This is a genomic window from Massilia niastensis DSM 21313 (assembly GCF_000382345.1).
GTDB lineage: Bacteria > Pseudomonadota > Gammaproteobacteria > Burkholderiales > Burkholderiaceae_D > Telluria > Telluria niastensis.
Genome location: NZ_KB908087.1, coordinates 69,825 through 83,974 on the forward strand (window position 1 = coordinate 69,825; position 14,150 = coordinate 83,974).

Annotated in this window: 15 protein-coding genes; 10 read left to right on the forward strand and 5 right to left on the reverse strand. The window is 68.1% G+C overall.

What is annotated here, in order from left to right:
* The first annotated feature begins 540 nt into the window (after nucleotides 1-540).
* The 5 genes from H162_RS0109305 (at nucleotide 541) to paoC (ending at nucleotide 6,373) form a co-directional block, all read left to right on the forward strand.
* A complete protein-coding gene (locus H162_RS0109305; RefSeq protein ID WP_156885531.1) occupies nucleotides 541-909 on the forward strand; it encodes a hypothetical protein in 369 nt (122 codons plus the stop codon).
* Nucleotides 910-1,438: 529 nt separating this feature from the next.
* Nucleotides 1,439-2,287, forward strand: coding sequence for a universal stress protein (locus H162_RS0109310; RefSeq protein WP_020653193.1), 849 nt, complete (start codon nucleotides 1,439-1,441; stop codon nucleotides 2,285-2,287).
* A gap of 295 nt (nucleotides 2,288-2,582) precedes the next feature.
* Nucleotides 2,583-3,218, forward strand: a complete 636-nt coding sequence (gene paoA, locus H162_RS0109315) for an aldehyde dehydrogenase iron-sulfur subunit PaoA (protein WP_026354444.1) — start codon at nucleotides 2,583-2,585, stop codon at nucleotides 3,216-3,218.
* The gene (locus H162_RS0109320; RefSeq protein WP_020653195.1) at nucleotides 3,215-4,168 is read left to right on the forward strand and encodes an FAD binding domain-containing protein; all 954 of its coding nucleotides are present in this window, start codon (nucleotides 3,215-3,217) and stop codon (nucleotides 4,166-4,168) included. Before paoA ends, H162_RS0109320 begins: the two co-directional genes overlap by 4 nt.
* Before the next feature lie 3 nt (nucleotides 4,169-4,171).
* A complete protein-coding gene (gene paoC / locus H162_RS0109325; RefSeq protein WP_020653196.1) occupies nucleotides 4,172-6,373 on the forward strand; it encodes an aldehyde oxidoreductase molybdenum-binding subunit PaoC in 2,202 nt (733 codons plus the stop codon).
* A gap of 8 nt (nucleotides 6,374-6,381) precedes the next feature.
* Here the strand turns inward: paoC and H162_RS0109330 are convergent, their stop codons facing one another.
* Nucleotides 6,382-7,353, reverse strand: coding sequence for a diguanylate cyclase domain-containing protein (locus tag H162_RS0109330; RefSeq protein ID WP_020653197.1), 972 nt, complete (start codon nucleotides 7,351-7,353; stop codon nucleotides 6,382-6,384).
* A 180-nt stretch (nucleotides 7,354-7,533) separates the two neighbouring features.
* On the opposite strand from H162_RS0109330, the gene H162_RS30475 reads away from it, so the two are divergent.
* Nucleotides 7,534-8,052, forward strand: a complete 519-nt coding sequence (locus H162_RS30475; RefSeq protein ID WP_020653198.1) for a hypothetical protein — start codon at nucleotides 7,534-7,536, stop codon at nucleotides 8,050-8,052.
* Nucleotides 8,053-8,061: 9 nt separating this feature from the next.
* Here H162_RS30475 and H162_RS0109340 read toward each other — a convergent pair whose 3' ends face one another.
* The gene (locus H162_RS0109340) at nucleotides 8,062-8,259 is read right to left on the reverse strand and encodes a hypothetical protein (RefSeq protein ID WP_020653199.1); all 198 of its coding nucleotides are present in this window, start codon (nucleotides 8,257-8,259) and stop codon (nucleotides 8,062-8,064) included.
* The gene (locus H162_RS0109345) at nucleotides 8,260-8,673 is read right to left on the reverse strand and encodes a hypothetical protein (RefSeq protein ID WP_026354445.1); all 414 of its coding nucleotides are present in this window, start codon (nucleotides 8,671-8,673) and stop codon (nucleotides 8,260-8,262) included.
* A 118-nt stretch (nucleotides 8,674-8,791) separates the two neighbouring features.
* Between H162_RS0109345 and H162_RS0109350 the strand changes: the two genes are divergently transcribed.
* Both H162_RS0109350 and H162_RS0109355 read left to right on the forward strand, forming a co-directional pair.
* Nucleotides 8,792-9,463, forward strand: coding sequence for an SOS response-associated peptidase (locus H162_RS0109350; protein ID WP_020653201.1), 672 nt, complete (start codon nucleotides 8,792-8,794; stop codon nucleotides 9,461-9,463).
* Nucleotides 9,464-9,669: 206 nt separating this feature from the next.
* Complete coding sequence (locus H162_RS0109355; protein ID WP_229451993.1) at nucleotides 9,670-10,026, forward strand: Lcl C-terminal domain-containing protein; 357 nt, start codon at nucleotides 9,670-9,672, stop codon at nucleotides 10,024-10,026.
* A 53-nt stretch (nucleotides 10,027-10,079) separates the two neighbouring features.
* Here H162_RS0109355 and H162_RS0109360 read toward each other — a convergent pair whose 3' ends face one another.
* Both H162_RS0109360 and H162_RS0109365 read right to left on the reverse strand, forming a co-directional pair.
* Nucleotides 10,080-11,513, reverse strand: coding sequence for a M20/M25/M40 family metallo-hydrolase (locus H162_RS0109360; protein WP_020653203.1), 1,434 nt, complete (start codon nucleotides 11,511-11,513; stop codon nucleotides 10,080-10,082).
* A gap of 89 nt (nucleotides 11,514-11,602) precedes the next feature.
* Entirely contained in the window at nucleotides 11,603-12,739 is a 1,137-nt protein-coding gene (locus H162_RS0109365) for a metallophosphoesterase (protein ID WP_026354446.1), read from the reverse strand.
* Between the two features lie 203 nt (nucleotides 12,740-12,942).
* Between H162_RS0109365 and H162_RS33160 the strand changes: the two genes are divergently transcribed.
* Nucleotides 12,943-13,473 (forward strand): PXPV repeat protein, encoded by a 531-nt coding sequence (locus H162_RS33160; RefSeq protein WP_084676977.1) that lies wholly within the window; start codon nucleotides 12,943-12,945, stop codon nucleotides 13,471-13,473.
* 155 nt (nucleotides 13,474-13,628) lie between these two features.
* Complete coding sequence (locus H162_RS0109375; RefSeq protein ID WP_020653206.1) at nucleotides 13,629-14,093, forward strand: hypothetical protein; 465 nt, start codon at nucleotides 13,629-13,631, stop codon at nucleotides 14,091-14,093.
* The last annotated feature ends 57 nt before the right edge of the window (nucleotides 14,094-14,150 follow it).

The following is a 14,150-nucleotide window of genomic DNA, read 5'->3' on the forward strand; positions in this document are numbered from 1 at the left end:
CAAGACAGAATGGCGAGAGATGCGACCGTGTCCGCACTATCGCCATTCGTCGCTTCTCCGGCCCCGACATCTCGACCAGAACGGTCGGGTCGAGAAAATCCTCAGCCAGCATTGAGCGCCTCTCCAGCGCGATCGGCGCGCCAGGCCAGATCAACTGCCCGTGAGATCGCTGGCACTGCTACCTGCTTCGCGACCAACTGGCCTCACTCGATACGTTCTATTTTCGCTACACAAAGACTGGCCAAGGCAACGATTCCTGTTGTAGTCGGGCATGGTATTGGAAGTGTTTAGCGGCAATTTGGCGGGTGTCAATGAACGAAGCTGACACCGCAATTACACAAAAGATGACGGCCGCGCGCGGCCTTCGTGCAATGACCTGTACTATTCTTGACAAAGTCCATGGCGCGCACGATGTTCCGTCAGGCTGCAGAAGACATGAACCGCCCCTACTCTGCCTGAAAGTGCCTCACCCATTGGATCGGCCTGTAGCGCCATGCCGGCGTAACCCGGCATGCTCGATGAGAAATTCGTGGTGTGATCATGACCAGCGACAGACATTCCAAGCACTCTTCATCAGACGGCAGCGTTTCGGAACTTCCTTTCGGAACCCTGTTGTACCGATTCCTGTTTTTCGACTGGCTCTTCACCGACGTCAGCGCAGCACGCAACCGCTTCGAGCGCCATGCGGCCTGGCAGCACAACCGCTACATGAGCCGCTACCTGCCCGTGTACCTGCGGCGCTGGTCGTTCCTGACCGTTTTCGACTTTGGCCTCGGGCTCCTGTTCGAACGGGCCCTGCAGGCGAGCCTGCTGTCGGCCTGGTTCTTTACCTGGTCATGCGTGACGCTGACGGGCATGGTGGTGATTACCGTGGCGTGGGCCATCCTTGCACGCGTCAACCTCTCGTAGGCGACGTTCTACCCTGTTCCATCGCGCGCACGTCACTGTTCAGCCCCCTCGTCCATGCCCAGGCCGCCCGGCAGCCGGGCTGCACCCACATCACCAGACCGTCCGGACAAAAAAGAAAGCCGCTGCCGCGCAACGCGGCCAGCGGCCAAATCCTCAGATGAACTGAGACAGGAGACACAAAGAGAACCGACACGCTCTCGCCGGTACACTCCCGAGGTGGGGCCGGTCGACCGGTCTGCAAGGGTCTTTTGTTGGGGATCGATGCCTCGTCAGCACGTAAGCCTGGTCGGACATTCACCGGGAAACAAGCATTGCTCCGGCCTCCATCCCCGATGCGCCCAGGCATCTTTATTCGCCTCGTTTTGACCTGCATCAAACAGGCTCCTGACACAGGTCCAAGATGGGAATAAAGTAGCGATTGAGTCATCCAAGGAGTAATCCGCTAGACAACAACGATGATTTCGAAGGACCAGCGCGTCCCTTCATGACGTGCATGGCCCCGCCCATCCACGTCATGAAAGGAACGACCATGTACAAGACCATCGTGGTTCATGTCGACGGCAGCCCCGCCCAGGACGCCCGCCTGCGCGCCGCCGCCCGACTGGCGATCGCGCAGGACGCGCACCTCGTCGGCAGCAGCGCCACCGGCATTTCCTGGCTCGACTATGCATTGCTGACCGGGTCGATGGGCGCGCCGATGATGCCCGAGTCGGACTTCAACGGCGTACGCGAGGCGGTCCAGCAGCGTCTCGAGCATTTCCTGACGGCCGCCCAACGCCTCGGGGTGGAATCGGTCGAAAGCCGGATGATCGAGGACGACTCCCGCTACGCCCTGCTGCTCGAATCGCGCTACGCGGACCTGGTGGTCGTCAGCCGCGAATCGGAACCCATCCCCGTCCCCGGCGTCGCGGCCACGGCGCGCGGCCTGCCCGAATATGTCGCGCTGCATGGCGCGCGCCCGGTGCTGGTGATTCCGCCGGCCTGGCACGACCAGCCGCTGCCCGGCAACGCCGTCGTCGGCTGGGACTGCAGTACCCAGGCCATCCGCGCCATCACCGCCGCCCTGCCCCTGCTGCAGCAGTCCGACTCCGTCAAGCTGGTCCTCATCAATCCGGAGACGCTCACCACCGCCCATGGCGAGGAGCCGGGCGCCGACATGGCCCTGAACCTGGCGCGCCATGGCGTCAAGGTCGAGGTGGTGCTCGAGCGCACGCGCAGCACCCCGGGCGACGCCCTGATGACGTTCGCGCGCGATACCTCGGCCGGACTGCTGGTGACGGGCGCCTTCGGCCACAGCCGGTATCGCGAGATCGTGCTGGGCGGCGTGACCCGGGCGCTGCTCGCCCGCAGCGCCACCCCGCTCCTCCTGGCCCACTGAGGCGCGGCCGGCCATCGGGCCGGCCGCGGGCGCAGACCGCCGCATCCGCCCGCCCGAAGGGCGCCTGCGGCACGCCCGTCCGGCCGCGCGCCACCCGGGCCTGCGTACGCACGCCCGCCCCGTACATACAATCGGGCCGATCTCGCTCCCATCCCTGGCGAACGCGCCGTTTCAGCCCGCTGACTTAGAATCGCGTTGTTTTGTTGCTATCCATTTGCAGCCTTCCCGGCTCCGTCGTGCTGGCCCGACCACGCGCTGCGGACCGGTCAACGCCACAGGAAAGGGAAGCGGGAGCATGGACGAATCGAGTGAAGTGAGAATGAGCCGGCGCGACCTCCTGATCGCCGGCGCGGTAACGGTCTCCGGGGCCGCGGTCCCCAGCGCGATGGCGCAGCCGCCCCAGGCCCAGGCAGGCCCGGTCGCATCGCACGTGAGCTTCAGCGTCAACGGCAAACCCGCCTCCCTGAAGCTGGATACCCGCACCACCCTGCTGGACGCCCTGCGCGAACACCTGCGCCTGACCGGGACCAAGAAAGGCTGCGACCAGGGCCAGTGCGGCGCCTGCACCGTGATCGTGGATGGACGCCGCATCAATTCCTGCCTGACCCTGGCCATCATGCACGAGGGTGCGAAGATCACCACCATCGAAGGCCTGGGCGACAAGGACCGGATGCACCCGATGCAGGCCGCCTTCGTCCGGCACGACGGCTACCAGTGCGGCTACTGTACCCCCGGCCAGATCTGTTCGGCCGTCGCGGTGCTGGACGAGATCCGCCAGGGCATCCCCAGCCACGTCAGCGCCGACCTGAACGCCCCTCCCCAGCCCACCGGCGCCGAGATCCGCGAACGCATGAGCGGCAATATCTGTCGCTGCGGCGCCTATTCGAACATCCTCGATGCGATCACCGAAGTGGGCGGAGGAAAAGCATGAAGGCCTTCACCTACAAGCGCGCCACGACGCCCGCCGAAGCCGCCGCCGCGGCCGCCCGCACGCCCGGCGCGCGCTTCATCGCCGGCGGCACCAACCTGCTCGACCTGATGAAGCTCGAGATCGAGACGCCGGCCCACCTGGTCGACGTGAACAGCCTCGCGCTCGACCGGATCGAGGCCACGCCCGACGGCGGCCTGCGGGTCGGCGCGCTGGTGCGCAATACCGACCTGGCGGCCGACGCGCGCGTGCGCCGCGACTACGCGGTGCTGTCGCGCGCCCTGCTGTCCGGCGCGTCCGGACAACTGCGCAACAAGGCCACCACGGCCGGCAACCTGCTGCAGCGCACCCGCTGCTACTATTTCTACGACACCAACATGCCCTGCAACAAGCGCCAGCCGGGCAGCGGCTGCTCGGCCATCGGCGGCTTCAGCCGCCACCACGCGGTGGTCGGCGCCAGCGAGGCCTGCATCGCGACCTATCCGGGCGACATGGCGGTGGCCATGCGGGTCCTCGACGCGCAGATCGAGACGGTGCGCCCGGACGGCGGCATGCGCACCATCCCGATCGCCGACTTCCACCGGCTGCCGGGCGCCACCCCGCACGTCGAGCACGCGCTCGAACCCGGCGAGCTGATCACGCACGTCAAGCTGCCCAGGCCGCCCGGCGGCGCCCAGGTCTACCGCAAGGTGCGCGACCGCTCCTCGTATGCGTTCGCGCTGGTGTCGGTCGCCGCCATCGTCCAGCCCGACGGCAGCGGGCGCGTGGCGCTGGGCGGGGTCGCCCACAAGCCGTGGCGCGTCGAAGCCGCCGAACAGCAGATACGGTCCGGCGCGCGCGCCGTCGCCGACGGACTGCTGGCCGGCGCCCGGACCACCGAGTACAACGCCTTCAAGATCGCGCTCGTGCAGCGCACCCTGGCCGCCGTGCTGGCCGACACCAAGAAAGCCTGAGCCATGAAATTCCTCACGCCAGCCACGACCAATCCCATCGACCGGCTGAAAGTCGTCGGCCATCCGCTGGACCGCGTCGACGGCCCGCTCAAGTGCACCGGCGCCGCCCCCTACGCCTACGAGCGCCACGACGTCGCGCCGGACGCGGCCCACGGCGTCATCGTCGGTTCCGCCATCGCCAAGGGGCGCATCGCCTCGATCGACACGAGCGCCGCGCGGCGCGCCCCGGGGGTGCTCGCCGTGGTCACGGCGGAAAACGCCGGCAAGCTGGGCAAGGGCAAGTTCAATACCGCCCACCTGCTGGCCGGCCCGAACGTCGAGCACTACCACCAGGCCGTCGCGGTGGTGGTGGCCGACACCTTCGAGCAGGCCCGCGCCGCCGCCCAGCTGGTACAGGTCCGCTACATCAAGCAGGACGGCCGCTACGACCTGGCCAGGGAGAAGGATGCGGCCAAGCTGCCGAAAAAGGAGGAAAAGCCGGAAACCAAGGTGGGCGACTTCGCGCGCGCCTTCGAACAGGCGCCGGTACGCCTCGACCAGACCTACACCACGCCCGACCAGTCGCACTGCATGATGGAGCCGCACGCCACCACCGCCAGCTGGAAGGACGGCAAGCTGACCGTGTGGACCTCGAACCAGATGGTCGACTGGAGCCGCAGGGACCTGGCCCGCACCCTCGGCCTGCCGCCGTCCAGCGTGCGCATGGTCTCGCCCTACATCGGCGGCGGCTTCGGCGGCAAGCTGTTCGTGCGCGCCGAGGTGGTGCTGGCCTCGCTCGGCGCCCGCGCCGCCAAACGCCCGGTCAAGGTCGCCCTGCAGCGCGCCCTCATCCCGAACAACACCACCCACCGGCCGGCCACGATCCAGCGCATCCGGATCGGCGCCGCGCGCGACGGCAAGATCACCGCGATCGGGCACGAGAGCTGGTCGGGCGACCTGCCCGGCGGCCAGCCGGAAACGGCGGTCCAGCAGACCCGCCTGCTGTATGCCGGCGAACACCGGATGACGCGCCTGCTGCTGGCCACGCTCGACCTCCCCGAAGGCAACGCCATGCGCGCGCCGGGCGAGGCCCCCGGCATGATGGCGCTGGAGGTCGCGATCGACGAGATGGCGGAAAAGCTCGGCATGGACCCGATCGCCTTCCGCATCCTGAACGACACGAGGGTCGACCCGGAAAAGCCGATCCGCCGCTTCTCCGAGCGCCGCCTGGCCGAATGCCTGCGCCAGGGCGCGGAACGTTTCGGCTGGAAGGCGCGCAACCCGCGCCCCGCCCAGGTGCGCGACGGACGCTGGCTGGTCGGCATGGGCGTGGCCGCGGCCTTCCGCAACAACCTGGTGCAGAAGTCGGCGGCGCGGGTGCGGATCGACCGCGCCGGCATGGTGATCGTCGAGACCGACATGACCGACATCGGCACCGGCAGCTACACCATCATCGCCCAGACCGCGGCCGAGATGCTGGGCGTGCCGATCGACAGGGTCGAGGTGCGGCTGGGCGACTCCGACTTTCCCGTGTCCGCGGGCTCGGGCGGCCAGTGGGGCGGCAACAGTTCGACCGCCGGGGTGTACGCCGCCTGCGTCAAGCTGCGCGAGGCGGTGGCGGGCCGGCTCGGCGTGGCCGCGAACACGGCCGAATTCGCCGATGGCGCGGTGCGCGCGGGCGGGCGCAGCGTGCCGCTGGCCGAACTGGCCTCGAAAGGCGAGCTGGTCGGCGAAGACAGCATGGAATACGGCGACCTCGACAAGAAGTTCCAGCAGTCGACCTTCGGCGGCCACTTCGTCGAGGTCGGGGTCGACGCGGCCACCGGCGAAACCCGGGTGCGCCGCATGCTGGCGGTGTGCGCGGCGGGCCGGATCCTGAACCCGAAGTCGGCGCGCAGCCAGGTGATCGGCGCCATGACGATGGGCGTGGGCGCCGCGCTGATGGAGGAACTGGTGGTCGACAAGCGCCACGGCTTCTTCGTCAACCACGACCTGGCGTCCTACGAGGTGCCGGTGCATGGCGACATCCCGCACCAGGAAGTCATCTTCCTCGAGGAGACCGATCCGCTGTCCTCGCCGATGAAGGCCAAGGGCGTGGGCGAACTGGGCATCTGCGGCGTGGCGGCGGCGGTCGCGAACGCGATCTACAACGCGACCGGGGTGCGGGTGCGCGAGTATCCGGTCACGCTCGACAAGCTGATCGCGAAGATGCCGGTCCCTGCCTGAACCCGGCGCTAGCCGCCGGCCGCCGCGTCGCCATCGGCCACCACCCGGTTGCGGCCGCTGCGCTTGGCGGCATACAGCGCCTTGTCGGCCGCCTCGATCAGGGCGGCCGCTTGGTTCAGCCGGCCGCCATCGACGCCGGCCACGCCGATGCTCAGGGTCACGTGGGGATGGACCGCCGCCGGCGCGTGCGGCAGGCCGAGCGCGGCCACGTGCTCGCGGATCGCGTCGGCATGCGCGCGCGCCTGTTCCAGCGAGGTGTCCGGCAGGATGGCCGCGAACTCTTCGCCGCCGTAGCGCGCCGCCATGTCCGCCGGACGCTTGAGCATCGCGGCCAGCGCCTGCGCCACCGTCGTCAGGCAGCGGTCGCCCTGCTGGTGGCCGAAGTGGTCGTTGTAGGCCTTGAACGAATCGATGTCGATCAGGAGCAGCGCCAGCGCGCCGCCCACGCGCTGCGCGCGCCGCAGTTCGCGGTCGAGCGCCACGTCGAAGTGGCGGCGGTTCGCGATCCCGGTCAGCCCGTCCACGTAGGAGCGGGCGCGCAGCGATTCGGCATGGTCGAGCAGCCGGCGCTCGCGCACGGCCGCGCCGCTGACGTCGCGGATCTCGATCAGGCAGTAGCGTTCCCCGCCTTCGCTGAAGGGCGTCACCGCCACCGCCTGCTCGATCAGCGCGCCGTCGAAGCTGCCCGCCTCGCGCAGCGGGAACGGGGTGCGGTCCTGCGCCGGCGCGATCGCGGCGGCCGTGCCTTCGGTCAGCGCCGCCAGCACCGCCGCCTCGATGCGTGAACCGCGCAGCGCGGGAAACACGTCCCACAGGGGGTGTCCCTGGACCCGCGCCGCCGAGCGGCCCGAGCGCGGCGTCATCCAGCCGTTCCAGACCACGATCTGCTGGTCCGCGTCCACCACGATGATTCCGCCATCGATCAGGTTGAGTGCGCGCGCCGACAGTCCCGCGCCCGGTTCAGGCTTGGCAGTGATCACAGTTAGTTAAAAGAAAGAAAATAACCGGCGCGATGATACCGGAAATCACCGGCATTGCGGAGGGTTTTGCCGGCCTGCGCCCACGCGTCCGTGCGCACCCATACCAAGCGCACGAAAGGAGACTGAACAATTGCTACGGATGTGATATGGTTTTCATAACTACAACATTCTTTGCACGCCATGATCACCGATAACGTCGTTCCTTTCGAGCGCCGCGCCCCGCCAGCCCCACCGGCGGACTTCGATGCGTCGGAGGCCTTGCGGACCTGTCGCGCGCTGATGCAGACGCTGGGCCAGTACGACCTGTCCGAGGTGATCCACGAGGCCTGCGCGGCCATGCTGCTGGTGAACCTGAACGACCTGCTGCAGACCGCCAGGTCGATCGGCAGGCCGGTGGACTTCGCCGACCATATCGACGCCAGGGAGGATGCGCGCGACGTCACCGAACTGGTGGCCAGGAGCCGCAACGCGGCCTGCCACGTGTGGACCCGCGCGGCCAGGTCGACCGTCTACCGCTTCCACCGCGTCGCCGGCTACTGTCCGCGCGCCATGCAGCTCGACGACAGGACCCTGGGCTGCGACTACCACGACGATGTCGCGATCTATTACGGCGGTCACCGGCTCTACCTGAAGCGGCACGCGGCGCGCGCCATCGAGGAACTGGCGCTGGTGTTCGGACAGCCGGCGCGGGGAAGCTGAGCCGCTCTCCTACAGCATCTGCCAGGCCATCGCCAGGCACACGACGCCGACGAAGAACAGCAGGCCGTACACGAAATAGCGCATCGAATTGGCCAGGCCGCTGACCGCACGGTTGGCCTGGTCGTTGAGTTTGCCGCGCCGGCGCGCGCCGTTCATCAGCATGGAAATGAAGATGAACGAGGTCGCCAGGATCAGGACTGCTTTCATTCAGGTACGCGCCACCACGAGCGCCAGGGCCACCAGCGCCAGGATCGAGGACACGCCGGTCGCGACGCCCAGCCACAGCATGCGGGTGCGCGCGACTTCCATCTTGGCGATCAGCTGCGCGTTCTGGTCGGCCAGGTTGGCGATGATCTCGGAAGCGGACAGCATCTGGCCGCGCAGCTCGCCCAGCATGGCTTCGTTCTTGTCCACCCGCGTGATCAAGGCGTCGAAGAAATCTTCCTCGGGTTCGAGCGCGTCGACCGGCCCCGGCGGCGCGGTGCCGGCGCTGCCGGCGTTGCCCGATTTTCGGGCCACCGTATCCCACAGCCGGCGCGCGCCATTCGCCACCTGGGGCGCGGCGCTGATCACCTCGCTCCAGGGCACGGTCTTCAATACACTCCACCAGCCAGCTGCCATACCTGCTCCATGTCTGTCGTCTTACCCCTGAGCATACCATTGCATCGCGGGACGGACCAAACGGCACACGTGCGTGCCGCCCGCTCCGCAAGCGCGGCGCTTGGAGTACCATGGACGCATGTGCGGACGATTCGATCAGAGCCAGACTGCGCGCGACTACGCCAAGGCCTTCGGCTGGACGGACGCTGTCTTCGACAGCGAGTCCGAGCCTGCGTTCAACGTTTCGCCGGGCACCTACCGTCCGCTCATGCATCTCCAGGATGGCGTGCGCCATGTCGACGACGTGTTCTGGAGCTACCAGGCGCGCTGGGCGAAGGACAAAGTGCCTGTCTGCATCAATGCGCGCATGGAGAAACTCACCAACCGCTACTGGCGCAGCCTGCTCAAGAACGGCCGGGCCATCGCGGCGGCCGACGGCTGGTACGAATGGACGGGCGAGAAGGGCCACAAGCAACCCTGGCACATCCACCGCAAGGACCGTACGCCGCTGTACATGCTGGCCCTGGCCCACTTCGGGAGCTTCACCGAGAACCGGGCCGAAGCCGGCTTCGTGATCGTGACCGACGACGCCTCGGGCGGCATGCTCGACATCCATGACCGCCGCCCGGTGGTGCTCGACGCCGCCGACGCCGCGCTCTGGCTCGATCCCGACCTGTCGGCCGAGCAGGCCGCGGAACTGGCGCGCCGCACCGCCCTGCCCCCGGAAGCCTTCGAGTGGCACAAGGTCGGCACCGCGGTGAACCGCGTCGGCACCGACGGTCCCCGGATCGCGCTGCCGATCGAAGACTGAGCGCGCCGCCCCACGCGCTTGCGCCATCCCCCTCAATCACAATTCTTCTGGAAAAAATTCGCGGAGCATCAAGGCGCGAAGAAGTATTTCCCTTTAGAAATCGAACAGGGACCTGATCCAGATCGCGTCATCGATGCAACCAAAAGGCGGGGCCGACAGTCATATCCAGAGCCACCACACGGGAAGGAAACTCAATGGGCGAGTACATGCAAATCCGGGGACTGCTGCAGGAAGGCGAGCACTATGCGGGCATCATCCTCGGCAAGGAAGAACCCGATTACCACCTGGTGCTGTTACCGGGCGAGGCACACGATGTCAGCTGGCCGGCGGCCTGCGAGTGGGCGGCCGCGCATGCGGGCGGCCTGCCGACGCGGCGCGAGCTGGCGCTGCTGTTCGCGAACCAGCGCGAAGTCTTCGCGCGCGAATGGTACTGGTCGAGCGAACCGCACGAGACCCGGTCGCAACTGGTCTGGGGGCAGAATTTTGCCAGCGGCATCCAGACCATTTACGGACGGCCTTATCGCGGCCATGCGCGCGCGGTGAGGAGGATCGTCAGCGGGTGAGCGCAAGCTGCTGCGTACCCGGCCGCCCAGCGATTGCCGGGTACGGCCCGGCGTCAACGCTCCGGCACGTTCGCCCGTCCGATCGGCTGCTCCATATTGGCCAGGAACCACGCGGTCGCCGTCATCAGCGCCACATGGCGGCGCAGGTTGTCCGGATCGACCTTGTCGAGCGTGTCGGCGGCCGTGTGGTGGTAATCGAAATACGCCGACGTATCGATCAGCGGCGCGAAGCTCGGCACGCCCGCGCGCTCGAGCCCCGACAGGTCGCCGGTCTGCAGCGCATCCTGGCGCTGGAACACGCCTGCGCCGATCGGCTGCAGCGCCGCCTGCAGCGGCTGGAACAACTTGACCGATTGCGGCGCCACGCTCGAACGCAGGCCGAACGGACGGCCGGCGCCGTTGTCGCTCTCGATCGCGCCGAAGTGCTTGTCCGTATTGGCCTGCTCGGCTGCGAGATAGCCGCGCGCGCCGCGGGTGCCGTTCTCCTCGTTCATCCACGCGATCATGCGGATCGTGCGGCGCGGGCGGTAGTCGAGCTTCTTCAGCGTGTCGAGCACGGCCATCGCGCTCGCCACCCCGGCCGCGTCGTCATGCGCGCCGGTCGCCAGGTCCCAGGAATCCAGGTGACCCGAGACGATCACGATCTCGTCCGGCCTGTCGCTGCCCGGCAGGTCGGCGATCACGTTGTAGCTGTCGGCATCCGGCAGGTTCTTCGGGGTCAGCACCAGGCGCATGCTCAGCGGGCCGCGTTGCGCCAGGCGCGCCATCAGCATCGAATCCTCGGCCGTGACGGCCGCCGCCGGGATGCGCGCATTCTCCTGCAGGCCCGACGCGCCCGTATGCGGCAGGCGGTAGGCCGCCCCGCCGACCGAGCGCACCAGCGCCGCCGCCGCGCCCATCTCGGCCGCCAGGCGCGGGCCGTCGCGGCGGTAGGACGAACCGTGGCCGTAGGCCTGGCCGGCCAGGCCGCGCGCCGCCATGTGCTGGTCGAAGGGCACGTCGAACAGGACGATCCTGCCCTTCACCTGGCTCCCGAGCGCCTTCAGTTCATCGAAATTCGCGACCACCAGCACCGGCGCGACCAGGCCGCTGTCCGGGGTGGCGCCGGATCCGCCCAGCGCGGTCAGGACCACGTTCTGGGTGACGCCGGCGGGACGGCCCCTGTACTCGACCAGTTCGCCCGTTTCCTTGCCGCGCACCCAGTGCGGCACCTTGATCGGCTGCAGGCTCACCCTGGCGCCCAGCTTGCGCATCGCCTCGGCCACCTGCGTCACGGCCGCCGCCGCGCCCGGCGAGCCGGACAGGCGCGGTCCGATCAGGTCGGTCATGTCGGCCATCCGCTCCCAGGCATAGTCGCTCTGCAGCGCCGTGTCGCGGATCTTGACGAGCGCGGCCGGGTCGTTGCCGGGGCTGGCGGCCAGCGCCGATGCGCTCATCAGGGAAGCGGCCAGGAGGGTGAGGACAGGCGGACGGGTGCGGCGGTTCATGCGAGCAAATCCTATGATCGTGTCAAAGGACGAACAATATCGCATCCCGGCGGTTTTTGCTCCCATTTGTTGCCGTATGCACATGACCCCTAAGCGGGAACCAGCCGCACCAGGGTGATCTCGGAGGGTGCGCCGAAACGCTTCGGCGGACCCCAGTAGCCGGTGCCGCGGCTGGTGTACACCCACATCTCGCGCACCCGCTTCAGCCCGGCAACGAAAGGCTGCTGCAGTGGAACGAACAGGTTCCACGGAAAGAACTGGCCGCCATGCGTATGGCCCGACAGCTGCAGGTGGTAGCCGGCCGCCGCCGCTTCGGCGGCGCTGCGCGGCTGGTGGGCCAGCAGGATGCGCACGTCGACGTCGGGCGGCGCGCCGGCGGCCGCGGCGCGCGGATCGCTGCGGTGCGAGGGATGGAAATGGTGGGCGGTGTAGTCGGCCACGCCGGCGATCATCAGGGCCGCGCCGCCGCGCCGGCGCACCACGTGCTGGTTCAGCAGCACGATGACGCCCAGGCGCCGCACCTCGGCGATCCACTCTTCGGCGCCGGAATAGTATTCGTGGTTGCCGGTCACGAAGAACACGCCGTCGCGGGCGCTCAGCCGCTCCAGGGGCTGGGTGTGCAGCGCCAGGCGCTGCACGCTGCCGTCCACCAGGTCGCCGGTGATCGCGATCGCGTCCGCGCCCAGGGCGTTCACCCGGTTCACGATGGCGTTCAGGAAGGGACGCTTGATGGTCGGCCCCACGTGGATGTCCGAGATCTGGGCGATCGCATAGTTGTGCAGCGCGGGAGGCAGGCCCCGGATCGGCACCTCGACCCGGACCACCCGCGCGACCCGGCGCGCATTCACGAAGCCGATCAGCGTCACGCCGGCCGCCAGCAGCGGGACGGCGATCGCGCTGGCGTGGGCCAGCCGGGGCGTCAGCGCGCCGGCGACAGCCAGCACCAGCAGCCCCATGTCGCGCAGCAGGGTCGCCACCAGCAGCGAAGAGAAAAAGCCCATCGACATCAGGCCGGTCCACGCGACCAGGGTCGACCAGCGGCGCCGGCGCAGCGAGGCCGACATCAGGCCCACCGGCACCAGCACGCCCAGCAGGACCAGCAGCAGCACGCCGGCGCAGTTGCCGGCAAGCCCGAGCGCAAGGTCGGGCAGCACCCGCATGCCAATATATACCTCGAGCAACACAAGCAGAGACAACAGGACCACGGCACTACGACTGGGACGCATGGGAAGCCGGTGAAATCGTTAATGGGAGCTATCTGGGGTGGGCCGGCATGGCTGCAAGCCCCGTTCCCCATGTTACAGCGGGGGACGCAGTTGTAAAAATCTGTATTAACGAATGGCACGGCGGAACGCCGCGACTATAGTTCCTCCATGCCCGGCGCTGTCACGATCATTCCGATCTCCGCTGGGGGTGCAAAGGATAAACCATGTTGAATTCGAAAACCTTCGGTGCGGTGCTCCTGGCGGCAGCCGCCACGTCGCCCCTGGCAATGGCGAATGATCGTGGTGTGAATACGGCAGTCGGCGCAGTGCTGGGCGCGGCCATCGGCCACAGCGTCGGCGGCGGCGGCGGCGCCCTTGCCGGCGGCGTGCTCGGTGCGGCGGTCGGCAACTCGATTTCCACCCGCGATGACCGCCGCCACCAGGGCAATCACGGTCACTACCAGCAGCATCAGGGCTATTACCAGCAACAGCCGGGCTATTACCAGCAGCCGCGCGGCTACTATGTCCAGCCACGCCCCGTCTATGTACAGCCGCGTCCGGTCTACGTCCAGCCGCGCGGCGGCAACGCCCACCCTGGCCATGGACACTGGGACCATGACAACCGCGGCTGGGACCGTAACCGCCGGGACGACCGCTGGGATCGCGGCGACCGCTGGGATCGCGATGACCGCTGGGATCGCGATGACCGCGGACACCGTGGCGATCGCGGAGACCGTGGCCATCATGGCCGCTGAGTGAAGGGAGCCGCCTCGCGCGGCTCTTTGTTCGTCCGGCCGGCGCCCCCGGTCCGGCCGGACCGGATTCCATGCATGGCGAATTGCCATCAGGAAGCGTTGATGCGAGGATAAGCTTCTTCGATGCACTCGGCATCGCTTCTTCGCGAAACGGCATGGGCTATCACCTCACCATCCTGCGCTCCTCGGCGCAGGCCTACATCCCGATCTCCCTTGCCGAGGCGAAGCTGGCGGCGCTGAAGCTCGGCTGGATCTATGCCGACCAGCCGCCCACCTTCTCGCGCCATACCGACCAGGGCGTCTGCACCTTGTGGCACCAGGACGGGGAACTCTGGACCAACAATCCGGAAACCTGGGAAATCTGCCACCTGCTGGTCCTGGCCGAGGTGCTCGGCGCCCGCCTGCGCGGCGACGAACACGAGACCTACGAGACGCCCGACAAGACCTATACCCATCCGGATGACCTGCGCCTGGCGGCGTCGGCGCAGTCGGCCTCGGACGCGCTGCTGTCGCGCTCCGCGCGCGAGCAGGCGCTGATCCGCAACCTGGTCGTCCTGTTCTTCGGCGTGCTTGCCGTCGGCGCCTACGTCCTCGGGAAGTGGTTCGAGCGGGGCTGGTAGGCAGCCGGTTTCACCTCCCCCCGGCTGATGCTCTCCATCGGCGCACCGCGCCTTGCT